The 26,930-nt window shown below is 32.1% G+C and carries 22 protein-coding genes; 7 read left to right on the forward strand and 15 right to left on the reverse strand.

From position 1 onward, the window contains the following. Nucleotides 1-18: 18 nt before the first annotated feature. Nucleotides 19-492: a ribonuclease H-like YkuK family protein gene (locus tag HQN85_RS12015; RefSeq protein WP_173272456.1), complete on the reverse strand. Its 474-nt coding sequence runs from the start codon at nucleotides 490-492 to the stop codon at nucleotides 19-21. A 226-nt stretch (nucleotides 493-718) separates the two neighbouring features. Between HQN85_RS12015 and HQN85_RS12020 the strand changes: the two genes are divergently transcribed. Both HQN85_RS12020 and HQN85_RS12025 read left to right on the forward strand, forming a co-directional pair. Further along, on the forward strand, nucleotides 719-2,026 hold the full coding sequence (locus HQN85_RS12020; protein WP_173272458.1) for a DEAD/DEAH box helicase: 1,308 nt from the start codon (nucleotides 719-721) through the stop codon (nucleotides 2,024-2,026). An 86-nt stretch (nucleotides 2,027-2,112) separates the two neighbouring features. Continuing rightward, nucleotides 2,113-2,343, forward strand: coding sequence for a DUF1456 family protein (locus tag HQN85_RS12025; RefSeq protein ID WP_173272460.1), 231 nt, complete (start codon nucleotides 2,113-2,115; stop codon nucleotides 2,341-2,343). Nucleotides 2,344-2,346: 3 nt separating this feature from the next. Here HQN85_RS12025 and HQN85_RS12030 read toward each other — a convergent pair whose 3' ends face one another. Further along, nucleotides 2,347-2,736 (reverse strand): response regulator, encoded by a 390-nt coding sequence (locus HQN85_RS12030; RefSeq protein ID WP_173272463.1) that lies wholly within the window; start codon nucleotides 2,734-2,736, stop codon nucleotides 2,347-2,349. 110 nt (nucleotides 2,737-2,846) lie between these two features. On the opposite strand from HQN85_RS12030, the gene HQN85_RS12035 reads away from it, so the two are divergent. Further along, nucleotides 2,847-4,643 (forward strand): M61 family metallopeptidase, encoded by a 1,797-nt coding sequence (locus tag HQN85_RS12035; RefSeq protein WP_173272465.1) that lies wholly within the window; start codon nucleotides 2,847-2,849, stop codon nucleotides 4,641-4,643. 47 nt (nucleotides 4,644-4,690) lie between these two features. Here the strand turns inward: HQN85_RS12035 and ettA are convergent, their stop codons facing one another. Next, nucleotides 4,691-6,370 (reverse strand): energy-dependent translational throttle protein EttA, encoded by a 1,680-nt coding sequence (gene ettA, locus HQN85_RS12040; protein ID WP_173272467.1) that lies wholly within the window; start codon nucleotides 6,368-6,370, stop codon nucleotides 4,691-4,693. A 274-nt stretch (nucleotides 6,371-6,644) separates the two neighbouring features. Here ettA and HQN85_RS12045 point away from each other — a divergent pair, with 274 nt between their 5' ends. From HQN85_RS12045 to HQN85_RS12060, 4 genes are all read left to right on the forward strand, one after another. Next, nucleotides 6,645-7,475 carry a hypothetical protein gene (locus tag HQN85_RS12045; protein ID WP_173272470.1) on the forward strand — a complete coding sequence of 277 codons (831 nt, stop codon included), beginning with the start codon at nucleotides 6,645-6,647 and terminating at the stop codon, nucleotides 7,473-7,475. Nucleotides 7,476-7,744: 269 nt separating this feature from the next. Beyond that, on the forward strand, nucleotides 7,745-10,282 hold the full coding sequence (locus HQN85_RS12050; protein ID WP_173272472.1) for an ATP-dependent Clp protease ATP-binding subunit: 2,538 nt from the start codon (nucleotides 7,745-7,747) through the stop codon (nucleotides 10,280-10,282). Between the two features lie 334 nt (nucleotides 10,283-10,616). After that, a complete protein-coding gene (locus tag HQN85_RS12055) occupies nucleotides 10,617-10,946 on the forward strand; it encodes a hypothetical protein (protein WP_173272474.1) in 330 nt (109 codons plus the stop codon). A 77-nt stretch (nucleotides 10,947-11,023) separates the two neighbouring features. After that, nucleotides 11,024-11,359 carry a hypothetical protein gene (locus HQN85_RS12060; protein ID WP_173272476.1) on the forward strand — a complete coding sequence of 112 codons (336 nt, stop codon included), beginning with the start codon at nucleotides 11,024-11,026 and terminating at the stop codon, nucleotides 11,357-11,359. Here the strand turns inward: HQN85_RS12060 and HQN85_RS12065 are convergent. The 12 genes from HQN85_RS12065 to HQN85_RS12120 form a co-directional block, all read right to left on the reverse strand. Then, a complete protein-coding gene (locus HQN85_RS12065; RefSeq protein ID WP_173272478.1) occupies nucleotides 11,351-12,223 on the reverse strand; it encodes an ATP-grasp domain-containing protein in 873 nt (290 codons plus the stop codon). The genes HQN85_RS12060 and HQN85_RS12065 overlap by 9 nt on opposite strands. Nucleotides 12,224-12,267: 44 nt before the next feature. Beyond that, a complete protein-coding gene (locus tag HQN85_RS12070; RefSeq protein WP_173272480.1) occupies nucleotides 12,268-13,341 on the reverse strand; it encodes a PA0069 family radical SAM protein in 1,074 nt (357 codons plus the stop codon). 59 nt (nucleotides 13,342-13,400) lie between these two features. Further along, nucleotides 13,401-15,821: a TonB-dependent receptor domain-containing protein gene (locus tag HQN85_RS12075; RefSeq protein ID WP_173272482.1), complete on the reverse strand. Its 2,421-nt coding sequence runs from the start codon at nucleotides 15,819-15,821 to the stop codon at nucleotides 13,401-13,403. A gap of 78 nt (nucleotides 15,822-15,899) precedes the next feature. Next, nucleotides 15,900-17,138 (reverse strand): carboxypeptidase-like regulatory domain-containing protein, encoded by a 1,239-nt coding sequence (locus HQN85_RS12080; protein ID WP_173272484.1) that lies wholly within the window; start codon nucleotides 17,136-17,138, stop codon nucleotides 15,900-15,902. A gap of 70 nt (nucleotides 17,139-17,208) precedes the next feature. Next, nucleotides 17,209-18,435, reverse strand: a complete 1,227-nt coding sequence (locus HQN85_RS12085) for a carboxypeptidase-like regulatory domain-containing protein (protein WP_173272486.1) — start codon at nucleotides 18,433-18,435, stop codon at nucleotides 17,209-17,211. A gap of 67 nt (nucleotides 18,436-18,502) precedes the next feature. Continuing rightward, on the reverse strand, nucleotides 18,503-20,155 hold the full coding sequence (recN, locus tag HQN85_RS12090) for a DNA repair protein RecN (protein ID WP_173272488.1): 1,653 nt from the start codon (nucleotides 20,153-20,155) through the stop codon (nucleotides 18,503-18,505). A gap of 115 nt (nucleotides 20,156-20,270) precedes the next feature. After that, nucleotides 20,271-22,274 carry a M56 family metallopeptidase gene (locus tag HQN85_RS12095; RefSeq protein ID WP_173272490.1) on the reverse strand — a complete coding sequence of 668 codons (2,004 nt, stop codon included), beginning with the start codon at nucleotides 22,272-22,274 and terminating at the stop codon, nucleotides 20,271-20,273. 2 nt (nucleotides 22,275-22,276) lie between these two features. After that, a complete protein-coding gene (locus HQN85_RS12100; protein WP_173272492.1) occupies nucleotides 22,277-22,654 on the reverse strand; it encodes a BlaI/MecI/CopY family transcriptional regulator in 378 nt (125 codons plus the stop codon). Nucleotides 22,655-22,764: 110 nt separating this feature from the next. Further along, on the reverse strand, nucleotides 22,765-23,664 hold the full coding sequence (gene porD / locus HQN85_RS12105) for a type IX secretion system protein PorD (protein ID WP_173272494.1): 900 nt from the start codon (nucleotides 23,662-23,664) through the stop codon (nucleotides 22,765-22,767). Then, complete coding sequence (gene coaBC / locus HQN85_RS12110; RefSeq protein ID WP_173272495.1) at nucleotides 23,661-24,860, reverse strand: bifunctional phosphopantothenoylcysteine decarboxylase/phosphopantothenate--cysteine ligase CoaBC; 1,200 nt, start codon at nucleotides 24,858-24,860, stop codon at nucleotides 23,661-23,663. Before coaBC ends, porD begins: the two co-directional genes overlap by 4 nt. A 120-nt stretch (nucleotides 24,861-24,980) precedes the next feature. Further along, the gene (locus tag HQN85_RS12115) at nucleotides 24,981-25,310 is read right to left on the reverse strand and encodes a DNA-directed RNA polymerase subunit omega (RefSeq protein ID WP_173272496.1); all 330 of its coding nucleotides are present in this window, start codon (nucleotides 25,308-25,310) and stop codon (nucleotides 24,981-24,983) included. Between the two features lie 4 nt (nucleotides 25,311-25,314). Further along, on the reverse strand, nucleotides 25,315-26,247 hold the full coding sequence (locus HQN85_RS12120) for an outer membrane protein assembly factor BamD (RefSeq protein ID WP_173272497.1): 933 nt from the start codon (nucleotides 26,245-26,247) through the stop codon (nucleotides 25,315-25,317). Between the last annotated feature and the right edge of the window lie 683 nt (nucleotides 26,248-26,930).

A 26,930-nucleotide genomic window follows, 5' to 3' on the forward strand; every position in this document is an offset into this window, starting at 1 on the left:
TCTTGTTGATTTGCAATCTTAGTGAACCATCTTATCGGCACAGGTAGAACTTGCAAAAGCTTCTGGTTTAGCCTTAAAAATAAAACCCATACTTAAAATATAACCCATTGCCTCATTTAATGCTTTGTTTGATTTGAACATAGGATTGGTGTTAATATCTGCATGAACTTCTAAATCTACATCATAAATATCCAATAAATCGCAAATAGAATAAGCTGTTTCAATAGATTTTTGCACTTCTACTAACATTCTTTCTTTAATGCCCATTTGTTGCGTGGTTTTATCTTGGTTAATGTACATAAAACCACCATGATGTTCTCTAAGCAAAACAATTACGGTTGCAAAATCGGTCGTTGCACCTTTAACTTGTGAGTCGGTGCCAATACAAACTTTTAATTTATAACCGCTTTCGGTTTCGCGGATAATCGCTTGTTCAACTTCTTCCAAAATAGACGAGTGGATAACTTCGCCACTAAATTTTTTCCAGGTCATACGTTATTGGTGTTAAGGTTAACAACCGTAATCAGGTTTCTTAAAATTAAGAGGTTAATATTAGATAATGATTAAATCTATGTTGTTTATTTGTCAACATTAAATTGGTTATCAACAAGATACGATTAAAGAATGTAAGGTGGAACCAATAAAAAGAGAAATCTAAGACAGGGAATAAACTAAAAACTGAAACTGTGAACTGGAAACTTATCTCTACCTTTGCAGCATGATGCTACAACCCATACTCGATAACCTAAAAATTACTGCACTTAATCAAATGCAAGAAGCAGCGATTTCTGCAACACAAAAAGGTAACGATATTTTGGTATTAGCACCAACTGGTTCTGGTAAAACCTTAGCCTTTTTGCTACCAGTTTTAACTAACCTAGTAAAAGATAGTAAAGGAGTTCAGTGTTTAATTTTAGTTCCTTCAAGGGAATTAGCGCTGCAAATAGAGCAGGTTTTTAAGCAAATGGGTACAGGTTTTAAAGTGAATTGCTGTTATGGTGGACATCCAATTAAAACTGAACGAAATAATTTAGAACAAGCGCCGGCAGTACTAATAGGTACGCCTGGTCGCATTGCTTATCATTTGCGTCATCAAAATTTTGATGAATCTACTATTACCACTTTGGTATTAGATGAATTTGATAAAGCTCTCGAGTTTGGATTTACGGAAGATATGTCTTACATCATTGGTAATCTGCTGTCTTTAAAAAGACGGATTTTAACATCAGCTACTGCTATGGAAGAAATTCCTGCGTTTACTGGTTTAAAAGATCATACAGAAATTGATTTTTTAAAAGATGTTCAGATTGCTCCAGATTTAAAATTGAAAAAGGTACAAACTACAGCAGAGGATAAGTTAGATACTTTATTTGAACTAATTTGTAAAATAGGAAGTAAAACCACTCTAATCTTCTGTAACCATAGAGAAACCGTCGACCGAATTAGCGATTTGTTGATTGATAAAGATTTAGCGCATGATATTTTTCATGGTGGCATGGAACAAGATGAACGTGAAAGAGCCTTATTAAAATTCAGAAATGGGAGTATTAAAATTTTAATAACTACTGATTTAGCGGCTAGGGGTTTAGATATTCCGGAAGTAGAATATATTATCCATTATCAATTGCCATATACTGAAGATGCTTTTTTGCATAGAAATGGACGTACGGCAAGAATGAATGCAAAAGGTACAGCTTATCTGATTTTAGCAGATGATGAGAAATATCCATTCTTAAAAGCTGATATTGAAACGGAAAAATTAAAAGGACCATATAAATTACCCCAGGATAGCGTTTGGCAAACCTTGTACATTAGTGCAGGGAAAAAAGATAAGGTCAATAAAATTGATATTGTTGGTTTATTGCTCAAAAAGGGCGGATTGGAAAAAGATGATGTTGGATTAATTGAAGTAAAAGACCAGGCAAGTTATGTGGCAATTAAAAGGAAATTGGTTCCGCAAGTTTTAAGAACTTTGGTCAATGAAAGAGTAAAGAATAAAAAAGTAAAAATAGAAACAGCAATGTAAGGGAGTTGGAAGTCGGGAAAGTCTAAAAAAACAGGAAGTCTGAGTGGAAATTTCTAACTACTATACATTAATTACTAAATACTAAAATGAGCAACAACGATATCATGAAAAAACTAAGGGTAGCTTTATCCTTAAATAGCGATCAAATTATAGAAATTTGCAAGCTGGTAAACTTTACAGTTACTAAAAGTGAACTAGGCGATATTTTTAGAAATGACGAGCATCCCAATTTTAAAAAATGTGGCGACCAAATTTTACGTAATTTCTTAAACGGCTTAGTAATTTATAAACGCGGCCCAAGAGAAGAGAAAAAGTAAGTGTTAATTAATATCGTATCTAGATATGATTTTTTTATTAACGAGCTTCTCGATCTTTTCTAAAAGTACATCCATTTTAAAAGGCTTCGACATAAAATCATCTGGAGCACATTCCATTTCTTGTACTTCTTTTAAATCATAAAGACCCGACATCATTAAAATCGGAATATACTTAGTGTCCTCATGAGATTTGAGTTGACTACATATTACTCTTCCGTCGATTCTTCCTAAAACAACATCAAGTAAAATTAAATCTGGTTTAAACTCATCTATACGATCAAAAACGAGTTCTGCATCGTTTAGGGGTTCAACTTCGTACCCACCAATTTCTAAAATAAGTTGAATAGTTTCTAAAACTTCATCATCATCGTCAACTACGAGTATTTTCTTCATAACGGCAAATATATACTATTGTAAGATGAATATATAACAACATAAATACAATAGGGTTTAATTTAATTTGCACTTAATTTTTTCTAGTTTAGATCATTAAAATTTTTATAATGAAAATATCCTTTCTCTATATCTTATTCCTCGGCTTAATTGTGTTTAATATAGACAATATAAAAGCACAGCAGAAGACATTTATTAATTATACAGTATCAATGGAAAACCCTGAACAACACAAATTTCAGGTATCTATGGAAACAACAATAACCGAAACTTCAGATTTTGTAATGCCTATTTGGACTCCTGGCTATTATCAAAAGATGAATTTTGCCCAATATGTATCAGATTTTGATGTAAGGGATAAAGCTGGCTCAGCAGTGACATGGAAAAAAAGAGATGAAAATACTTGGACGATTAGTGCTGATAAACAGACTTTGGTTACTATTACCTATAATGTTAAAGCAACAAGAGCTTTTGTTGCGTCGAGTTATTTAGGCATAGATAGGGGATATATTATTCCAGGAGCTTTATTTCTTTATCCAGAAGGTAAAATAAATGAAGCGTCTAAGGTTCAAATTAAGCCCATTAATAATTGGACTGTAGCTACTGGTTTGTTAAAACTAAAGGATAAACCATTTACTTATTATGCATCAGATTATGATATTTTGTATGATAGTCCATTATTAGTAGGTCCTTTGGAATCTTTGCCTTCTTTTACGGTTAAAGGAATTCCCCATTATTTTGTAGGTTATAAAATGGGTGATTTTGATAAGGAAAAATTTATTGCCGATGTTAAAAAAATTGTTGAATCTGCTTCAGATTTAATCGGCCATATTCCTTATCAAGATTATACTTTTATTGCTATTGGTCCAGGACAAGGAGGTATCGAACATTTGAATTCTACAACTATTAGTTTCGACGGAGGAGGGCTAACTACTGCGGATGGTAGAAATAAATTATACAATTTTATTGCACATGAATATTTTCATCATTATAATGTGAAAAGAATAAGGCCAATTGAGTTGGGTCCTTTTGATTATAAAAAAGGTAGCAGAACCAACATGCTGTGGGTTTCTGAAGGATTATCTGTTTATTATGAATATTTAGTTGTTAAAAGAGCTGGTTTAATGACAGAAGGTCAATTGTATGATAATTTTAAAAATAATATCATCGCTTTTGAAAATAAGCCTGGTAGACATTTCCAATCTCTTATACAAGCGAGTTACAATACTTGGTCTGATGGACCATTTGGTAGAAACGAAGATGAAATAAATAGAACAATATCTTATTATGATAAAGGACCAGTTGTAGGGATGTTGCTTGATTTTAAAATTAGAAATGCCACTAACAATCAGAAATCTTTAGATGATGTGATGAGGAAAATGTATACTAAATACTATCAACAATTAAAAAGAGGATTTACAGAAGCAGAATTTAGAACTGAAACTGAAAAAATTGCGGGAACAGATTTAACCGAACTTTTTGAATATACTACCACAACAAAAGAATTAGATTATCAGAAATACTTGAATTATGCAGGTTTAAATATCGATACAGTAACTAGAGTATTACCTACAAGTTATACAGGAATAAAAACACGTATGCGTAATGATAGTTTAGTGGTTAGCAATGTAGATTATGAATCTCCCGCATGGATAGCAGGAATAAGAAACAGAGATGTTATTTTAACCTTGGGACAAACTGCAGTGAATGTGCAAAGTATTTTAGATATTGAAAAAAATAAAAAAGCTAATGAAATTATAACATTTAATATTTTACAAGGTGGAGTAAAAAAAGAGGTAAACCTGAAATTGGAAAATAAGTTGAATAAATCATTTACCATTAGCAGAAAAGAAAATTTAACTGAGTTACAACGAAGAATATTAGAAAGTTGGCTTACAAAAAATTAATACAGTTTTGATATAATAGAAAAAGCTCCATTTGGAGCCTTTTCTATTTAAACTAGTTTTTTGTATCTAATTCTATGTGGTGTTACATCTCCTAATCTTTTCTTACGGTTTTCTTCGTAATCCGAATAGTTACCTTCAAAAAAATAAACTTCTGAGTTTCCTTCAAAAGCTAAAATGTGTGTACAAATACGATCTAAGAACCATCTATCGTGACTAATTACTACTGCACAACCCCCAAAGTTTTCCAAAGCTTCTTCCAAAGCACGTAAAGTATTTACGTCGATATCATTCGTAGGCTCATCCAGTAATAAAACGTTAGCACCTTTTTTTAATGTTATTGCTAAGTGAACACGGTTTCTTTCTCCACCAGATAAAATGCCAACTTTCTTTTGTTGATCCCCACCATTAAAGTTAAATTTAGAAACATAAGCACGACCATTTACAGCCTTATTACCTAATTGAATGTTATCTAAACCATCAGTAATGTTTTCATAAACTGTTTTTTCTGGCTCTAAATCATTATGCATTTGATCTACATAACCCAATTCAACAGTTTCACCCACTCTAAAAGTACCTTTGTCAGGTGTCTCTTGTCCAGTAATTAAACGGAACAAGGTAGTTTTACCAGCACCATTTGGGCCAATAATACCCACAATCCCGGCAGGAGGTAAAGAAAAGTTTAAGTTTTCGAATAAAATTTTGTCACCATATGCTTTGGTTACGTCTGTAGCTTCAATTACTACATTACCTAAACGCGGCCCAGCTGGAATAAATAATTCCAATTTATCTTCACGTTCTTTCCCGTCTTCAGATGCCAATTTATCATAGTTTGCTAAACGAGCTTTAGATTTTGCATGTCGAGCTTTTGGCGCCATACGTACCCATTCCAACTCACGCTCTAATGCTTTCTGACGTTTGCTTTCTGTTTTATCTTCTTGTGCTAAACGTTTTGCTTTTTGATCTAACCATGAAGAATAATTCCCTTTCCAAGGAATACCCTCACCACGGTCTAATTCTAAAATCCAACCTGCAACGTTATCTAAGAAATACCTATCGTGAGTAACAGCGATAACTGTTCCTTTATAGTTTTGTAAAAATTGCTCTAACCAATCGATGCTTTCTGCATCCAAGTGGTTGGTAGGCTCATCTAACAATAAAACATCTGGTTCTTGTAACAATAATCGACACATTGCTACTCTACGACGCTCACCTCCAGAAAGTACACCAATCTTTGTATCTGGCTCTGGACAACGTAAAGCATCCATTGCTCTTTCTAACTTGGTATCTAATTCCCAAGCATTTACTGCATCGATTTTATCTTGCAACTCGCCTTGGCGAGTCATTAATTTATCCATTTTATCGGCATCAGAATAATTTTCTTCTAAGCCAAATGCCTCATTAACTTCTTCGTATTCTTTAAGGATAGCAGTAATTTCTGCAACACCTTCTTCTACAACCTCACGAACGGTTTTGCTCTCGTCTAAAATTGGTTCTTGAGCTAAGTAACCAACGCTATATCCAGCATTAAAAACTACTTCGCCTTGAAACGATTTATCTAAACCAGCAATAATTTTTAATAAGGATGATTTACCAGAACCGTTTAAACCTACAACGCCGATTTTAGCACCGTAAAAGAATGATAAGTAAATATTTTTTAAAACCTGTTTTTGTGGTGGATAGATTTTACTCACTCCAGCCATTGAAAAGATTATTTTCTCGTCTGACATAATTTTTTGAATCTTGAAGCAAAGATAGTTGATAAAACGGAAGATGGAAGAGGTAAGATGGAAGATGTTTAGCGAATAGAAATTCTGATTTTGGTTGAGAAGATTTAAACACGGAGATTTGTGAGTATTCAGTACTGATAAGAACTTATACTTTAAACTCCAAGAAAACAGCATCGCGAAGTAGTAAAGAATAAATTCTTTTAATTGATCGTAGCCTTTCTTGATATTAGATATTATAGATTCTGTTTATATTAGAAGAATAAATCGCTCACAAATGTTATCACAAAACTTAAAAATTTCTCAAATAGTTAAAATTGATACAATTAGAACTATAAAGACAGTACATGACACGGTTTTTGTAAACTCTAAAGATTCTCAGTCATTAGATTTAATCAATAAAGTAGATACTTTTTACAATAATGCGTGGACAAAGCTAGCAGTCACAGTTACTCTTTTGTTCATAATAGTCGGAATAGTTGTACCTCTTATTATTCAATGGTATCAAAAAAAACAGCTCAAATTAAGTGAAGATAGACTATTGGCTGATATTAGTGTTAAAACCTCGGAATCCTTAATACAACTTGAAAAAAACATTGATGCTAAATCAGCTCAATCCTTAGAGCAGTTAAAAGCTGATATTGTTAGAGAATCTCTAGACAATCTAACAAAATTGAAAGAAGAAATTCAAAATGAATATCAGGAGGCATTGGTGGAATTGAGAAAAGAGAATGATAAGAATATTGAAGAGCTAAAATTGATAATTACAAACAAAGGAATATCATCTATGACTCATTTACAAGGTCTAATGGCGGGAGAGAAAGAAGAATATGAAGAAGCTACATATAATTTCATTTTCGCACTATTATATAGTTTAAAATCGAATAGTAAACCTCATCAAACTTTCTTCAATAATATAGGCTACTCATTGAAGCGGTGTTCAAGGAAAAATCTTGATAAATACTTTAAACATAAAGAAAAAGATTTTTTGGAAACCATTAAACAGATTTTAGAATTATTAGAAGACGATGGGTTTAAGGATGAATTAAAGGAAATTGAAAAAATATATATTGATATGCCTGAGATTGCTAATGAAAAAGGTAAGTAGTTAAACATCAATAATTGTTAACAGCATTTAAAGAGAATCTTGTCTTCTTACTAACCCATCAAAATCTAATCAAACCACCTGCCATTATTGCGTATTTATCTTACTAAAATTGTATATTTAGTCAGAAGATGGTAAGTTTTAGGAAATATCGTCATCCTAGAAATCTTTATCCACCAAAATGGCGTAATTGTTGATAAAATATAAAAATTGGGAAGCTATATTTATAAAAGTAATTTATAGTTTAGAGTCAACCCGATTACACACATATTATGGAAGCTAAATTTTCTCCACAAGTAAAAGACGTGATTTCTTTTAGCAGGGAAGAAGCCCTGAGATTAGGACACGATTATATAGGCGCAGAGCATTTGTTATTGGGCCTTATTCGCGAAGGTGATGGTATGGCCATAAAGATTTTAAGATCTTTAGGGGTAGATACTGCGAAACTTCGTCGCTCTATTGAAGAAGCTGTTCGTGGCACATCTAGCGTTACAGTTAATTTGGGTAATATCCCATTAACAAAACAGGCTGAAAAGGTATTAAAGATAACTTATCTAGAAGCGAAAATATTTAAAAGCGATTTAATTGGTACAGAGCATTTATTGTTATCTATTTTAAGAGATGATGATAATATTGCTTCGCAAATTTTATTGCAATACAGCGTTACCTACGAAATTTTTAAACAGGAGGTCGAAGTCAACAAAAATGGCTTTAGAGACGAAGCGCAAGGTGGTGGTACTGCTGGTGGTGGCGATGACGATTTTCAAGAAGAAGAAAGTTTTAGCACACCTAAAAAGGTTTCGGATATTAAATCTAAAACCCCTGTATTAGATAATTTTGGTCGTGATTTAACACGTGCTGCCGAAGAAGGTCGTTTAGATCCAATCGTTGGTCGTGAAAAAGAAATTGAACGTGTTTCTCAAATTTTATCACGTAGAAAGAAAAACAATCCAATTTTAATTGGTGAACCAGGTGTTGGTAAAAGTGCCATTGCAGAAGGTTTAGCATTGAGAATTGTACAACGCAAAGTTTCTCGTGTTTTATTTAATAAACGTGTTGTTACGTTAGATTTAGCGTCATTAGTGGCTGGTACAAAGTACCGTGGTCAGTTCGAAGAACGCATGAAAGCGGTAATGAATGAGCTAGAAAAATCTACCGATGTAATTTTGTTTATAGATGAAATTCATACCATTGTTGGTGCAGGTGGCGCATCTGGATCTTTAGACGCATCGAATATGTTTAAACCTGCATTAGCCAGGGGCGAAATACAATGTATTGGCGCAACTACATTAGATGAATATCGTCAGTACATTGAAAAAGATGGAGCGTTAGATCGTCGTTTCCAAAAAGTAATGATCGAGCCAGCTTCACCAGATGAAACGATTGAGATTTTAAATCGTATTAAAGAAAAATATGAAGAACATCATGGTGTTACCTACACAGATGAGGCTATAAATGCTTGTGTTGCATTAACATCTAGATATATTACTGATCGTTTTTTACCAGATAAGGCGATTGACGCATTAGACGAAGCGGGTTCTAGAGTGCATTTAACCAATATTCATGTTCCAGAAAATATTATCACTATTGAAAGTAAAATAGAAGATATTAAGATTGAAAAGAATAAAGTGGTTAAAAGCCAGAAATACGAAGAAGCTGCTAAATTGCGTGACACAGAGAAAAACCTCTTAGAGGAATTAGATCGTGCCAAAGCAGAATGGGAAGCTGAAACAAAAACTAAACGTTACGAAGTTTCAGAAGATAATGTAGCTGAAGTAGTTTCTATGATGACTGGTATTCCTTTGCAACGTGTAGGCCAGACAGATAGTGTGAAACTATTAAATATGTACGATACTGTTGCAGAGAAAATTATTGGTCAAGATGATGCAATTAAGAAATTAACGAAAGCAATACAACGTACAAGAGCTGGATTAAAAGATCCTAAAAAACCAATTGGTTCATTTATTTTCTTAGGTCCAACAGGTGTTGGTAAAACTGAATTAGCAAAAGAATTGGCTCGTTTTATGTTTGATAGCGATGATTCGCTAATTCAAATTGACATGAGTGAGTACATGGAAAAATTTGCCGTTTCTCGATTAGTAGGAGCGCCTCCTGGATATGTTGGTTATGAAGAAGGTGGTCAGTTAACAGAAAAAGTTAGAAGAAAACCATATGCGGTTATCTTATTAGATGAGATTGAAAAAGCTCACCCAGATGTATTTAATATCTTGTTACAAGTATTGGATGAAGGTCAGTTGACAGATAGTTTAGGCAGAAAAGTTGATTTTAGAAATACAATTATCATCATGACATCTAACATTGGCGCCCGTCAATTGAAAGATTTCGGAGCAGGTGTTGGTTTCTCTACTTCAGCAAAGGTTAATCAGAGCGATGCGCATAGCCGTGGGGTAATTGAAAATGCATTAAAACGTGCTTTTGCTCCTGAATTTTTAAACAGGGTAGATGATGTAGTTGTGTTTAATAGTTTGGGTAAAGATGAAATCTTTAAAATTATTGATATCGAATTAAAATCATTATTTGGTCGTGTACATAATTTAGGTTATGAAGTAAAATTGACTGATGCTGCAAAAGAATTTATTGCAGATAAAGGTTTCGACAGTAATTTTGGTGCACGTCCATTGAAAAGAGCTATTCAGAAATATTTAGAAGATCCAATTGCTGAAGAAATCTTGAAAGGAGATATTCATGATGGAGATACTTTAGAAATCGATTACGATAAAGAGAAAGAAGAAATTACTGTTGCCCATAAAAGTGATGGTAAGAAGAAGAAAAAAGAAGAAGGAGCTTAATTTAGTCCACTTTAGAGAAAACCCTGTTTAGATGATTCTATACGGGGTTTTTTTGTTTAAGTCTAAGCCATAGCCTCTTAGTACTGCAGAGTTCTTCTATATCTTCGTTAGATCTAATCACTTCTTAACATAATCTAGTCTATTTTCCGTATAAATACGTAATTATTTCGTTAAATACGTGTTTTTTATTCTAACAAGTTGTAAATTTGTGTAGTTAAATTTAAAGTTAAGACTACAGATTTAATTATCACGTATATGATTGATATTAACTTATCCATTAACGCTTTTCTCCCTAGGCATGGATTTTTTAATAAAATAGATTGAATTAATAACCATGCTAAAATATATAATTCTACTTTTATTTACTTTGTCTTTGTCAAACAATGTTAAGGCAGCAACTGGCTGTATTCTTAATTCTAACTTGACAAAGATTTATACTTCAGTGCAAAATGGTACTAATTATAAATCAAATTCTTCTTCTACTGCGTTAACAGGCTGTACCTATAAACAAACTACAAGTCCTTGTACAGTAAGTGGTGCTGGACCAGCGTTTTTAGGTGATACAACAATATTAAATTGCCCATTAGATTATTATACTTGGTTAATCTTGCTAGTTTTTAGCGGGTTTGGATTTTTCTATATTCGCAATAAAGCTTTGATTTGAATTAATTTTCACAGAAATATTATGACATTTAATAAAAAGGAATAGCTATCTTAGTATAGCTAATTTAGCTTGCTCTCATGTCAAAATTTTTCATCGTATTATTGGTCGCTTTTGGACTTTCTATTTCCGTAAATGCGGCAACTGGTTGTGTCCTTAACTCTAACCTATCAAAAATTTATACTTCATTACAAAGTGGCACAACTTATAGGTCAACGACTTCTTCTAACGCACTTTCAGGTTGTGTATATAAACAAACCACAAATCCTTGTACTGTAAGTGGGTTAGGGTCAGGATTTTTAGGTGATACAACTATATTAAATTGTCCAATAGATGATTATAATATGTTAATCTTGCTCGTTGTAGCGGGATTAGGTTTCTTTTACATTCGTAAAAAAAACTTGATCTTAAATTAGTTTCATTAATGCTTCATAATAATTCTCCAAAGCTTTTTCTTCTGTAGCTAGGAAAAGAAAAGGCTCAATAAGCTCTAATTCCATCAATAAAAACTCGTCATTCACAATTGCGCCATCAACTCTAGCATACAAACAATCTTTTGCAAAATGATTAACATATTGCTGCGCTGTTGCTAATAAATGTTGAGAGGGATGCTGCGGATGTATTGTTCCACCAAAGGTGTGTTGTACTCTAAAATCTCCAGATTTTGCTTTTTTTAATAACGCATGACTAAATTCTCCACCAAAAAACAGCAAGGACCATTCACCAGTTTCTTCGATTTCACTTAGAAATGGTTGAAGAATAAAATCTTCCTTTTGAAGTAAATCGTTAAGTTTTGTGCTGATCTCTTCAGCGTTTATTGCTGTAACTTTAAATGTATTTTTAGAGCCACCGCTTACAGATGGTTTAACAATAATTTTATCTGTACTTAGTTTTTCAAAGTAATCTTGTAGGTTGATTTTTTGTCCTTTATCAATAAAAATACTTGGTGTTACTTTCAATCCAGCTTTTTCAATATCCTGCAAATAATGTTTGTCTGCATTCCACTTTACAATATCGATTGGATTTAAAAGTTTAACGTTTTTGTTTTTCAAACTTTCTAACCATTGATAAAAGTCAGTGATTAAATCAAAATAATCCCAAGGAGATTTTAGAATGGCTATGTCATAACATTCCCAATTCACTTGAGGATCGTTCCAAATTACTTTCTGAATATTTAAGTTTTTCGATTTTAGAAACCTTAAAAGAGAATCGTCTTCATTTTCGACAGTTGGAGAAGTGTAAGCTCCTTTATCCTGATAAGTAACTAAGGCAATATTCATGTAATTGATTTAAGATTTGAAGGTAATAAATTCTTTTTCTGATATTAAAACAAATTTAACTGTGCGCTTGGAATTCTGAATAAAGAACTATCCAATTCAATATTTTCAATATTTAGTCCATTTAATCTGCAGTGAAGTTTGAATGTGTTTCTAATCATTTCTGCAAAATTACCTTCACCACGCATTCTTGTTCCAAAACGACTATCATTTACATTTCCATTATGACAATTTTGTATTTGATGCCAAACTTTGTCAAATCGATCTGGAAAATTTTTGCGCAACCAGTCTTCAAATATTTTGTTAATCACGCCATTTAATCTTACAACCGTATATCCTGCACGTTTGGCTCCATTGGTTGCACATGCTTTTAAAATTGCAGGCATTTCGTAGTCATTTAATCCTGGAATCATCGGCGCTGCCATTACGCCTGTAGGTAAACCAACTTTACTTAGTTCTTCAATAATTTTTAAGCGCTGCTTAGCTGTAGTTGTTCTAGGTTCGAGTTTTAAACGTAGTTTTTCATCTAAACTAGTAATGGAAACATACACCGTGGCTAAATTTAGCTGTGCCATTTCCTGTAAAATATCTAAATCCCTTAAGATTAACGCATTTTTTGTAATCATAGAAATAGGTTGCTTATAGGCAAAAGCAATTTCTAAAAGCTGACGAGTAAGTTTAAACTTGCGTTCTGCTGGTTGATAACAATCAGTATTTCCAGATAAAGATATCGGATAGGCATCCCAACTCTTTCTTTCTAAAAATTTCTTGAAAAGTTCTGGTGCATCTTTTTTTACGATTATTTTTCGTTCAAAATCTAATCCTGCACTAAAGCCCCAATATTCATGAGAATTACGGGCGTAACAATAAATACATCCATGCTCACAACCTTGGTAAGGATTAAGAGAATAAGCCATGCCAACATCTGGACTATCAACTTTGTTTACAACAGATTTAGATGTTCCAAAAATGAAAGTTGTTTTAGCATTTGGTTCTTCCCAATCATCAATCCCTTCTACATGCTCTTTTGCTAAAGAATTTTTTAAGAATTTATTAGAAGTGTTAAATTGTGCTCCACGACCTGTTAAATAATTATCTGGACTTCCTTCCTTGCTGCTCATGAACTAAAATTACTAATATTTTTAGTAAATTTAGTTTTGAATTTTCAACAAAATGTTTATTATTTAATACGACCATTCTCGTTTTCTAAGGCAGAATTCCGAGATCTTGGGCCTTTAGCTTTACTATCTGCAAATTTATATGTGAAGTTTAGTTTAATTTGACGAGTTTCAAAATAGCTGTAATTCTTCATATAAAAACCCTCAAAATTCTGAGTAGAATATCCTTTACTTCCCTTGTAAATATCTGTAAATGCCAATCTTAATGTTGCACTATTTTTTAAAAAGTTTCTTTGTAAACCTAAATCGATTTGACTTGTAGGCTTCATAATCTGATTTCCTCCAATCAATCTTCTCGAAGTTAAAAATCCTAAAACTTCTCCAGTAATTTCATAAGGCATTTTAAAGCGTTGCTGAATATTTAATCTACCAGCAAACTGTTTTAGGTTTAAATTTCTGTATTGATCAAAAGCAATTTTGTTTTGAATATGATACACTGATCCATTAAAGGTAATATCCCACCATTTGGTAGGATTATATATTTGAGTTATCGAAAGTGATATATTTCGTTGTATGCCTAGATTTCTAGGAATCATTACGATGCTAGTTTTAGCTACTGTATCTGTAATGCTTGCGCTGAAATCAGATGTGTGAGCGAAATTTAGACTTACTATTGTATTGCTTTTATACGCATATTGTAGTGTAAAACGATGACTTAATTGCGGTTTTAAAAATGGATTACCTTGCCAAAAAGAAAGTTCATCTAATAAATAAACAAAAGGATTTAAGTCGTTGTAAGCTGGTCTATCTATCCTCCTTGAGTAACCAAATGAGAAATTATGGTTTTCTGATGCTTTAACTGATGCACTAAAGGATGGAAAGAGATTAGTGTAATTTCTCTTAATATTTTCTAGTGAATCTTTTCCGTTCATTTTAAAAGCTAACTCACCTTCTGAATCAGAATTTTCCACACGTAAACCTCCTTGTAAAACCCATTTTCCAAATGGCTTTTTGTAATTTACATAAGCACTTGTAATGTTCTCATCAAATGTAAATGTATTAGATATTCGTTCATCAAACACTTCATTTTGATTAAACACTTGGAAGAATCTAGAGTTATTCGTGGTTTCAATTGCAGAATATTTAGCGCCGGTCTCTAGCTTTCCTTTCCAAAGATTTGTTGTATAATCTGCTTTTATAGCTTTTAAATAAATCTTTGCTCCATTTAAAGTTCTGTAGTAATTTTCTTGCGTAAGTGTATTTTGTGTGGTGTAAATATTAGATTGTAAGTTGCCAGCGCTTTTTTCATAATAACCGTAATCTGCATCTATATTGATAATTTTACCTAAAGAATCTTCATATTTATAATTTAGGTTTACATTATACCTTTGCGTATTTTGATGATAATAGTCATTTATTGCGCTTAACGTTTGGTCTATTGTTGAAGAATTTGGTAAACCGATATCTGTTTTAGTATCGGTAATTCCTCCACCAAAAATAAAATTACCATTCACTAAAATGCCGACTGTATTTTTATCATTTAAATTGTAATCGATGCCCAAACGAGTACCCATTTTTTTTCGTTTATCTATATCATCAGTAAAACTATTATAGGTTTTACCATTCTGAATTCTATCAGACCCATATAAATAAGAATAGTAACCAAGAAAATGATTGTAGCTACCATAAATATTTAATTTATCATTTCTATAATTAAAAGATAAATCTTGATTTTGTCTTAAATATACACCATATGAAAGACCGGTTGTTGTTGTTCCATTAAAACCTACATTTTGAGATTTCAATCTTTTAATATTGATTATTCCTGAAGAACCAGCAGCATCATATTTTGCTGTTGGACTATTAATAATTTCAATGGATTTAATTTCTGATGCTGGCATCGACCTTAATAAATCTACAATTTCTTTACTGGATAGATAGGTCTGTTTTCCATCTAATAATATCATCGCACCCTGCTTGCCATTTAAGGCAATAGAATTATTATTGTCAATAAAAATTCCTGGAGCATTTTTTAGCGCATCAAGTGCATTTCCACCTTGTGCAGTAATACTCTTTGCAACATTATACGTAATGCTATTTGCATCAACTTCTATTAAATTTTGTTTTTTTTGGACCACAACCTCATTTAGGGTTTGAGAATTGCTTGTTAAGTAAATTTCACCTAAATCTTTATTGTCAAGTTCAAATATTGATTTATAAGTTTCAAAACCAATATGCTTAATTATTAGGGTGTATGTACCTTTTAAATTAAAACTTAATTCAAATATTCCATTAACTGTTGATACAGTCTTTGCGATTTCTTTATTATCTAAATTGATAAGAGATACAGTTGCACCATTTATTGTTTGCTTATTTTCAGTTAATATTTTACCTTTTATTTTAAAGGATAATGCTTGAGCAAACAGCGTGATATTTGTGATAAGGAAGATAAAAACGAAAAGTAAAATTCTAAAAGAGTGCATCTAGTAAGTCATGTATGTTAACCTAAGATGCAATTTATAATCTAATAATTGGATGAAATAATGTAACAATTAAGACAATTACAAACGTTTCACCAAAGGAACATAATCCATTGGAACCATATCAGCTACTTTTTCGTATGCCCAAAATCCTTCAAATAAAAGAGAACGAGAATCTAAAATCCCTCCCCCTTCATAAAAACGAATTGGACCACCTGTTAGTTTCGCAATCGAAAGTTCATAATCTGGAATATATAAAGGTCTAAAAATCCAAAACCCAGAATTAGAATATGCCGTAGATTCCCTTTCCTTGGTGTAGATGACACATAAAGAATTTGTATAATTTAATAGCTTTAAATCTTTATTGTAATAATGAACTAAGGTATCTGGCAGCACTTCTGCATTATTAAATTTATCAAGGAATTTTGGTAAAGCTTGTTGTTTTTGCCAATATGCCAATAATGAAGTATCGATTTTCGCTACATTTTTGCGAATTCCAGTTTTGCCTGGTGGATTTTTAAGGGCTAAAATATTTTTATTGATAATACTATCTTGAGCTCGATTTTGGTTAGGAACTTTTATCATCTTGTTGATGATAAAACCTTCCTCTTTACTAGTTCCTTTATAAAGTGATTTGAAAAAATGTTGAGCAGAGCCGTAATAGGCAATTTCTCTCAAATCAATGTATTTCTTGTTTTTAGCATTAGATGGTTTTAATTCTTCGAAAAAAGGTTTACCTGAATAATAAATAATGTTTGTACGCTTGTTATATTCAAAATAATCGAGCATGTATTTTATTCTATAGCCAAGTGCTTTATTTTCTATAATTAAAAATTCATCCGTTTTAACTGTTAATGTACTTGTTGTAATATCATAATCAACTCTCAATACCTGAGGATTTATTATTTTACAAGCTTTGGCATTTGGTGATGTTCCTATAAAATATTGTTTAAACTGATTGATATATTTTTGTCGATTAGGATCCGCTCTAATTACAACTTCATTTAACATTACTGCATTTTCTTTTAAAACAAACTCCACATGAACAGATTTATCAGAAATGATAATGTTTTTTGAGAAGGGCAGATACCCCATCATTTGCACCAAAATATCGTAGCTGCCAGGTTTTAAATTCGGAAGGTGAAATTTTCCATCACTATCTGTAGCAGTAGCAATTTTATATCCGCTTACATACACACCAGCTCCAGGCAAAGTTTCTTTTTGATCTTTTACAACGCCAGTAATAGAAAATGTATTTTGGGAATGGCCTTCAATACTAAAAAATAGGAGAATACAAGATAACAAGAGCGCTTTAAACATGGCAACTAATGTAATAAATAGGCTATATATTATTTAGTAATGAGAAGGAATTTAACTTTTTTAACATTTGCTATTTTTTGCTGGAAGGTATGTAATCCATAGGGACTAAGTCTGCAACTTTTTCATAAGCCATGTGGCCTTTGTAAAGCAAACTTCTAGGGTCGTAAATGCCACCATTTGCATAAAAAAGGATACGAGGCTCCAATAAATCAATAACAGAAATTTGGTAACTCCCTATATCTGGTGGGCGAGATTGTTTAAAACCAGAGCTATTAAATGAAGAAGTTTCAACTTCGTTTTTGTAAATGATATATAAAGCATCTTTATAGTTCATCATTTTTAAATCTGAACTAAAGGGTTTCACTAAAGTGTCCACTAAAACTTCTCCACGATTTAAGATATTTACTTCTTTTGGCTCATTTCTCTGCTTCATCCAATACGATAAAGAATCGGAACTATTAAAAGTAATAGCTATCCCATTTTGTGCACTAATTAACCTTTTTATAGTAGTATTTATTAAGCTGTCTGGCTTTCTTGCAGGATTTGGGATTGTACCTAATTTGTTTATAACAAAACCTTCTTCCTTAATTGTATTTGAATATAATGATTTAAAAAAATGTTGGATAGATCCATTATATGCAATCTCTCTATTCTTTTTCCATTTATTTTGTTTGGCTCTACCTCCTTTTAGCTCTTCGAAAGATGAATTACCAGCATAATAAATTATTTTAGTTCTATAGTTATACTCAAAGTTTTTCAATAAATATTTTATGCGATAACCTAGTGCTTTATTTTCAATTATTAAGAAGTCACTGGCTTGTATAGTTAGTAAACTATTTTGAATATCATCGTTTATGCCTAAAACATTTGTGTTTAAGATGGTACATTCATTAGCATTTGGAGTTTTCCCAAGAAAAAAATCTTTAAATAAAGCAATATAATAAGCTCTATTTGGATCAGGTTTAATTAGCACTTCTTTGAGCAAAGTTGCATTTTCAGTTAGTATAATATCAATATTTACAGATTTATCGGAGATAATTATATTTTTAGAATAAGGGAGATACCCCATCATTTGCACTAAGATATCATAATTGCCAGGTGCAAGTTTTGTCAATGAGAATTGCCCTTCGCTATTAGTTGAGGTAGCTATCTTATAACCACTAATATATACTGAAGCACCAGGAAGCGTTTCCTTATTGTCTTTAACTATCCCGCTAATAGAATAGGTGTTTTGAGCAAAGGAATAAACACTAATACAAGCAATTAAGATGAAATTTAACAGCAGTTTTTTAAGCATGCTGTAAATTTAACTAAATAATTAGGTGTTAAAAAAATAAAAATAAATCAAGCAGATAAAAGTTGAATTATCCTATTAATTCTTTTGCATTTTGCAAAGCAGATGCGCCTGGGTTTTTACCTCTTAACATTTCTGCAATGGCGTAAATTCTATCTTCAGCATTTAATTTACGGATACCTGTGGTAGTTTTATCGCTTTCTTCATTTTTATAGACAAAGTAATGCGAATTACCTTTTGCGGCAATTTGAGGTAAATGGGTAATTGATAACACTTGCATATCCAAACCTAAACTTGCAATAACTTCACCAACCTTGAGTGCCGTTTCTCCAGAAATTCCAGTATCGATTTCATCAAAAATTAAGGTTGGGAGTGAGGTATGTTTAGCAAGCAAAGCTTTAATCGCTAACATTAATCTCGATAATTCACCACCAGATGCAACTTTATTTACTGGTGCGGGAGCTTGTCCTGCATTAGCAGTGAAGAGTAAAGCAATTTCATCTAAGCCATCCTTATTCAACTCTATTAGTTGGGTTTGATTTAAAACCAGTTTTACATTTGGCATCCCTACTTTTTTTAGTGTTAAAGTAGTTTGCTCTTCAACTAATTTTATTGCTTTTTTACGATTTACACTTAATTCTTTTGCTTGTTGAGTTAATTGAGTTCTAAGCAAATCGATCTCTTTCTTCAATTGTTCAATTTGCTCATCAGAAGAAAGTAACTGACTTAAATTATCTTCCAATTGTTGTTGTATAGCCAACAATTCTGTATTATTTACTACGCGATGTTTCTGTTGTAGGGTATATAAAATATCCAACCTTTGTTGAATAGTTAATAATCGTTCTGCACTGTGTAAAGTTTTTTCCTCTATGCTAGTTGTTTCATTAGCAATATCTTTAATCTCAATAATACTTGAACGTAAGCGCTCATATAGCAAATTAACTTCTGGATCAAACTTTTCGATACTTTGCAGTTGCAAAGATGCCTCTTTTAAAATACTTGTTGCAGAAACTTCATTTTCTGTAAGTAGGGAAGTAGTAGCCAATAAACTTCTTTTAATGCTTTCGGCATGAGTTAATCGCTCTAACTCTTGCTCCAATTCTTCTTGCTCACCTTCTTTTAATTGCGCTTGTTCCAGTTCATTGAATAAAAATTGCTCATAATCTTGTTTACTATGGGCGTCATCAGCTTTGTTAATTAACGCTTTTAACTGCAAATTATGTTGGTTTAGCTTTTTAAAGCCAGATCTATATTCTGCTAAAAGAGATGAATGATTAGCTAAAGAATCTACAATCAATAACTGAAAATCTTTATCATTAATTTCCTGTGTAGCATGCTGCGAGTGGATATCAATAAGTTGCTCGCCAATTTGCTTTAAAATAGAAAGATTTACAGGTGTATCATTAATAAATGCCCTCGATTTTCCATCCATAGAAATCTCTCTGCGCAAGATGCTTTCTTTAAAAAAATCTAAATCATTAGTTTCAAAAATGGGTTTTAGCTTTTCATCAGCCAATAAAAAAATACCCTCTATTACACACTTTTTATTTTGATTAAAGAAGTACTTGCTTTCTGCCCGCTGACCTAAAATTAATGAAAGTGCACCTAATATGATAGATTTACCAGCACCCGTTTCACCCGTAATAATATTTAAACCTTGATCAAATTCAATGTCTAAACTATCAATTAAAGCATAATTATGTATAGAAAGTTTTTGTAGCATATCGTGATGCTAAATTAACATAAAAGCGTTTAGCTTTCAAGAAGAGATTTAGGTTTACTAAAATAAAAAGGGTAAGAAAATCATTCTTACCCTCGGTTGTCATTTGTTTGGTATATTAATTCTCTTTAAGTTTTAACTCAAAAGCCTTTTGCAGTTCAAGTTTTAGTGGTGCGGTAGCATCGAGTTTTAAGGAATTTAATTTTTCTAATTTTAAGCTTGGGTTTTCCAAAATAACATCTGGAGTATTTAATTTTAAATTGGTAACAGTTGCAAGTTTAGCAGTTAATGGTAAAAATGCTTTTTGTACATCTAAATTACTATCAAATAATAAGAAGGCTTTGTCGGTTTTAATTCCTTTGGCTTTTTTTAATTCCTCTAAATCCTTTTCATATTTTTTTCTTAACTCTTTGTACTCTGGCGAATCTTGAAGCTTTTTCATTTCTTCCATTTTATCTTTCCATTCTTTAGAGTTAAACTTTTTATTCATTTCTTCAGCATTTTTTTGAATATCAGCCATTTTGCTTTTCCATTCTGGAGAGTTGAACTTTTTCTCTAATTCTTTTGAATTGAATTCAATCTTAGCCATCTTATCTTTCCATTCTGGCGAATTAAATTTTTTCTCCATTTCTTTAGCATTAAACTCAATCTTAGCCATTCGATCTTGCCATTCTTTTGATTGGAATTTTTTAGCAATAGTTAAACTCTCTTCTTGTACTTTAGCCATTTGGTCTTTCCATTCCTGCGATTGGAATTTTTTTGCCAATACTTCAGCATTTTGCTGAACTTTAGCCATTTTATCTTTCCACTCTGGAGAGTTAAATTTTTTCTCCATCTCTTTAGAGTCGAATTCAATTTTAGCCATCTTATCTTTCCATTCAGGAGAGTTGAATTTTTTCTCTATTGCAGCTATTTTTTTCTTCAAGCTATCTGGCATATCATCAATAGATGTATAGGTCACTTCTTTACCATCATTGCTTTTAAAAACCATTTTAAATTGTTTTTTCTTTTTGGTCGTATCAGTGTCGGCTTTAACTATTAAATGGTTTTTTAAATCTTTTGTTTCCTCAGGTGACGTTTTAATTAACGTAAGTGAAATAGGTTTTTTAGCTTTTTCTGATGGTTTTTTAGTTGGATTTATCCATGCCAAGGATGCAACAGTGGCAATGGTTAATGTGAGGATTAAGAATTGCTGTTTAGCATTCATATAATTCGTTTTCATATCTGTAATTCTTTTAATTCGTTGGTACAAATGTTGATTTTTTCCCGTTGCGGCAAGTGACAGCGACGGTGTTTGTTTGTCTTTTAATAATTCTAACTTTAGTAGTGCATGTGCATAGGTTAACGGTGTACCTGTGAAATTAACCACCAAGTCATCGCAGGCATGTTCTCTTTCTATATGTATGAATTTGGTGGTAAGCCATACAAATGGATTGAAAAACAATAACGTTTCTATGCAGGTTTTAACAAGGTTGATCAGATAGTCATTACGACGAATGTGTGATAATTCGTGTATTAAAATCGCTTCAACTTGTTTCAGATCCAATTGCGTAGCTAATGCAACTGGAAATAATACAACAGGTTTAAAAAATCCAATCACCAAAGGCACGTTAACTTTAGATGATAAGAAGAATTTAACTGTTTTATTAATCTTTAATTGAGTAAGAGTTAATTCGAAAATTGAACTCCACTCTGCAGGAACCGATAGAGTATTTACCTGCTTTAATTTTTTGAGCTTTATATAGCTTGATAGAAGGATGATTAATTGAAAAATAATCCCAATTAAATACGTAGTAACAACTAAAGGAAAATATGCTTCAGTTTTAAAATTTAAACTTTTACTTAGCTGAGTTAAATTCTGATAAGCCGTTTCGTTAAATGCAATATTTTTTATTGATGAAGTTGTTGTTGGCAATTCAAATATTGAGAAAAAAGTAAAACAGAAACTTGCAAAAATTAGAAATAATGAACCAAAGGCAAGATTATGCTTCAATTTAGCATTCATTTTAGGCCAAGCCATTAAAACGATAAAAAGAATAACATAAATAATAGCACCTTGCCATAAAGAATGAAGAATACTCCATCCAGTAGCCTTAATTAGATTATTTATCATTGCTTCCATGATTATTTGTTTTCAAGTTTTTCTAAATATTCTTTAATCAAATCTATCTCCTCCTGGCTTGCTGTTTTATTTCCTAAGGCCTGCATTACTAAACGAGCAGCAGAGCCATTAAAAACATTATCTATCATTTTATTAACCAACTGTTGCTGAGTTTTTTCCTGATTGATTAAAGCACGATAAATATGTGTTTTAGCACTTGTATCTCTATCAACTAAACCTTTCTCATGCATAATTTGCATTAATTTTAATGTTGTGGTATAGCCAGCATCTTTTTTATTTAAATCTTCATGAACTTCTCTAACTGTACAGTTGCCTTTTTGCCAAAGCACCTGTAAAATTTCCAGTTCACCCTCTGTTGGTTTGATGTTTGAATTGCCCATTTTGTTACACTACGAATTTTTTCGTATTCAAATGTACGAATGTATTCGTATAAACAAAATATTTTAACTAAAATTTAACAATTTTTTTTCAGAAAAGATAAAAAGGTGGCTTAACGAGCCTTTTTTAACACTTCGTACTTACTGATATTAGCGGGATCAATATCACTTAAAAGATTAAAAGCTTTAATTTTTTCTGGTAAATCGATAATGGATAACACATTTGTAATCTCATCAGCTTTGCTAGCGAAATAAACATTCGGAAAAATAGACCCTAGCTTTTGCTTATCCATTTGTTGTAAAGCTGGCAATAAGGCCAGTATATTTTTTGCTCCATTATTTACATTATCCTGCATTTTATCCAATCCATTAAAATGATAATCGTAAATAAATACCCGAAGTTCTTTAAATGTAGTATTTAGAAGGTTTTCATTTAACCAATAACGATTGCGCAAACCATCGAAAGCTTTCCAACCTTTATTGCCTGAAATTTGTGCAACATTTAAAACGTTTTGGGCTTTGTTAAAATATGATGTACCTGCCAATTTGCTAAAACTATCTTTATCTAATCCAATAATTGTATAAGCATAATAACCTAAAAGCGAACTTAAGTTGGTTATGAAATTCTGATCAGAAAAATCTAAAGACTGCCCATCATTATAATTAAAGTCGAAATCTTTATCATTAATATTTAATAAAGTACTGTAATAAGAACTACCATAAACAGGTCTACTAGATTGTATTTGAGCTTCAGCAGTATAAGCAGAACTGCCATCCCATGAAGTTATGGTGATTACAAAATTGCATTCAATCCTTTCCTGTGGTAAATAAGTTTCGTTAGTCCACTTATTATTATTCAAAAAATCTCTAATTGTTTTTTGTAATACTTCTAGGTTTTTCTTGTTAATATTAGATATGTTTGGAGCTAAAATTTGTACTCGGGTATTTAATTCTTGCCCATGTACAAAGCCACAAACTAGTAGTAAAAAGATAAAACCTATAATTTTTTTCATTTAAGTATTAATTTAAGTACTTCAGAGCAAATGTCCTTTGCTACATCGCTTTTGGATTTCATTTCAAAACTAGTTTTCTCAAATGCGCTATTAAATAAAGTGATTTTATTAGTTTCAGTTTTAAACCCAGCCCCTTCATCATTCAATGAATTCAGCACGATAAGATCTAAATTTTTTTTCTGCAGTTTTTCTTTTGCATATGTCTCTTCGTGTTCCGTTTCTAAAGCAAATCCAACTAAGAACTGATTATCTCTTTTAATATTGCCTAAACTCGCTAAAATATCTGTGGTTTTTTTAAGATTGATACTAAATTCACTATCTCTTTTTTTGATTTTCTGCGAAGCAACTTCAATAGGAGTGTAATCTGCAACTGCAGCACTCATGATGGTAATATCACAGTGTGGAAATTTATCTAAGCAAGCATACAGCATATCTGCTGCACTTATAACATCAATTCGTTGTAATTGTGCATTTGCTTTTTCTGCAGTAGGACCAGTAACTAAAGTTACATCAGCACCTAAAGCAGCCATTTCATTTGCTATAGCAAACCCCATCTTGCCAGAAGAATGATTGCCAATAAAGCGAACAGGATCTATAGCCTCATACGTTGGGCCAGCGGTAACTAGAACCTTTTTACCAAGTAGAGGTAAGTTTTTCTTTATCTCATTTATTATAAAACCAACAATTTCATCTGGTTCAGCTAATCGACCTTCCCCATATAAGCCACTAGCTAATTCACCCTTATTTGGTGCAATAATCATATTACCAAAACCTTTAAGTTTCTCAATATTCTCTTGAGTACTTTCATGCTTCCACATATCTAAATCCATCGCAGGAGCTAAAAATACAGGGCATTTGGCAGAAAGATAAACCGCTGTAAGCAGATTATCACACAAACCATTTGCCATTTTGCTAATCGTATTGGCAGTCGCAGGAGCAATAATCATATAATCAGCCCAAAGACCTAATTCCACATGATTACTCCAAACGCCAGTTTCGGCTTCGAAGTATTGGGTATAAACGGGATTTTTAGAAAGAGTAGCCAATGTAAGAGGAGTAATGAAATTACTTGCATCGGCAGTAAGAATAACCTTAACGTTTGCACCTTTTTTTATAAGAGCTCTCACTAATAAAGCTGCTTTATAAGCGGATATACTGCCACAAACACCAAGAATAATATTTTTTTTGCTAAGCATGATAACCAAAGATTAGAAATTAAGTTGGCTTACCAAAACGTATTAAAATTTTAAGCCGCAGATGTACAAATTAAATCTAATTTGTACATCTGCGGCTCGTATATCTAGCCAGTTGGCTAATTATTTTTGTTGCTCTTTAGATGGATTTCTAAAATAAATTTTATCATTCAAAAATTCATCAATTGCAATTAAGCTAGGCTTAGGCATACGCTCATAATGCTTGCTAATTTCAATTTGTTCTCTGTTTTCAAAAATTTCTTCTAAGTTGTCGTTAGATGAGGCAAACTCAGCCAATTTACCGTGCAACTCTTCTTTCATGTTGTTAGAAATCTGATTAGCCCTTTTTGAAATTATCACTAAAGACTCATAAATGTTATCAGTATTTTGATCTAAATCATGTACATTTCTCGTTACCGTAGTATTTGGTATAGCGGGTTTTGGTGTATTCATTATTCTATGGGTTTTTAATCTCTACTTTATTAGTTGTACTATCTTTTTGTTTTTCGCCTTTCTTTTGTAAGGCATTATATTTAGCTACTAAAGCTGCTTCTTCGGCAATAAGTCTTCTAGCAGTAACAATTCCAGCTTCACTATCATCTTTCAATTGCTTAGCTTCTTTTGCATATTTACTATTAGGATATGCTTCGATAAATTCATTATAATAACCAATAGCTTCATTAAAACGATCTTCTTGTCTAACTGCATAACTATTTTTCGCATACATATATTGCGATTTCACAATTAACAAATTCATTTCCTCAGCATATTTAATATCCGGAAATTCAATTTGAGCATTTTTTAAAGCTACTACAGCCGATTTATAGTTGGTAATATCATAACCACCTAAATCATAATATAATTTAGCGTTATCAAAAGCTTTACTTTCTAACTTACCGCGTAAATTAGCAATATATTGGGCTGCTTGCGTTGCACGATCACTTTTTGGGTATAAGTTAATAAACAACTGTAAAGCATCTATAGCCTTATATGTATTCTCTTGATCTAAAGATGATTTTGGAGAATCTAAATAGTAACAATAAGCTCCCATATAGCGACACTCTTCTGCATTTTTACTGGCAGGATAAGTATCTGCAAACTCTTTAAATTTATAACGAGCTGTAGTATAGTCTTTTAAGCGATAAAGCGTAAAAGCGTAATAATAGTTCAAATCTTCTGCTTCTGCAGTCCCTCTATATTTTTGTGCTAAGCCCTCAAATAAAATCAAAGCCTTAGAATAATCTTTCTTGTTATATAGTCTAATACCTTCTTGGTATTTTTTGGCAACATCATTACTTAGGCGTAATTTTTCAAAACGGCTTTTACAGCCCGCTGTGCCTAATAAAATGAGGATAGAACTTAAAATAAGTAAGTGTTTAATTTTAAACATTGTGCAAAGATAAGGTAATAATACGATAACGTCAATTAAAAATAATGTCCGCTAAGCTAATTAAAGGCTTTCAACCTGTCAAACACTTAACAATTTTTAACATTAAAGCTTTAAATAAAACCATTAATGCAATATATAGTATTATATATTATATAGACTATTAAATTTTTGCTACATCAATTAATTCAATAATCTAAATGCCAATCATAAAATTGATAACCTTATATATTATATATGATGTTCATGACATCTTAGTTAAAATAAATCTAAATACACTTATATAATAAAGTAAGTCATTTTCTCCTTTAGAAGGATGGTTGGGTCGGGGTTTGGCCGGACTTGTGACAATTGTGCCCGAGCGAACTGCGGGGCAAACGCGAGCCATTTCCGGGGGCGACTAGGGGCGGGATCAAACTTTTTCATGGTGTTTTTCATACACTTAGGTGTTCTATGGCAGAAAAAGTGGGTTTGGTGTTTGTCTTTTCGGATAATTTCCCTACTTTTGCAACCTGCTTCGGAGGAGGCTAGGGAGACATTGAAAGTGGCACTGCGTTAGGCAGGAAGGGGATTGAAAGTAAAACGGCTAGTATTTAGCCACTTACGGATAGGGCGAAAAAAACTTTAAAAAAAGTTTTGGGAAGCTAAAAAGTTTCCTACCTTTGCAACCCGCTACGGAGGTAACG

This window comes from Pedobacter boryungensis, from assembly GCF_013204825.1.
Lineage (GTDB): Bacteria > Bacteroidota > Bacteroidia > Sphingobacteriales > Sphingobacteriaceae > Pedobacter > Pedobacter boryungensis.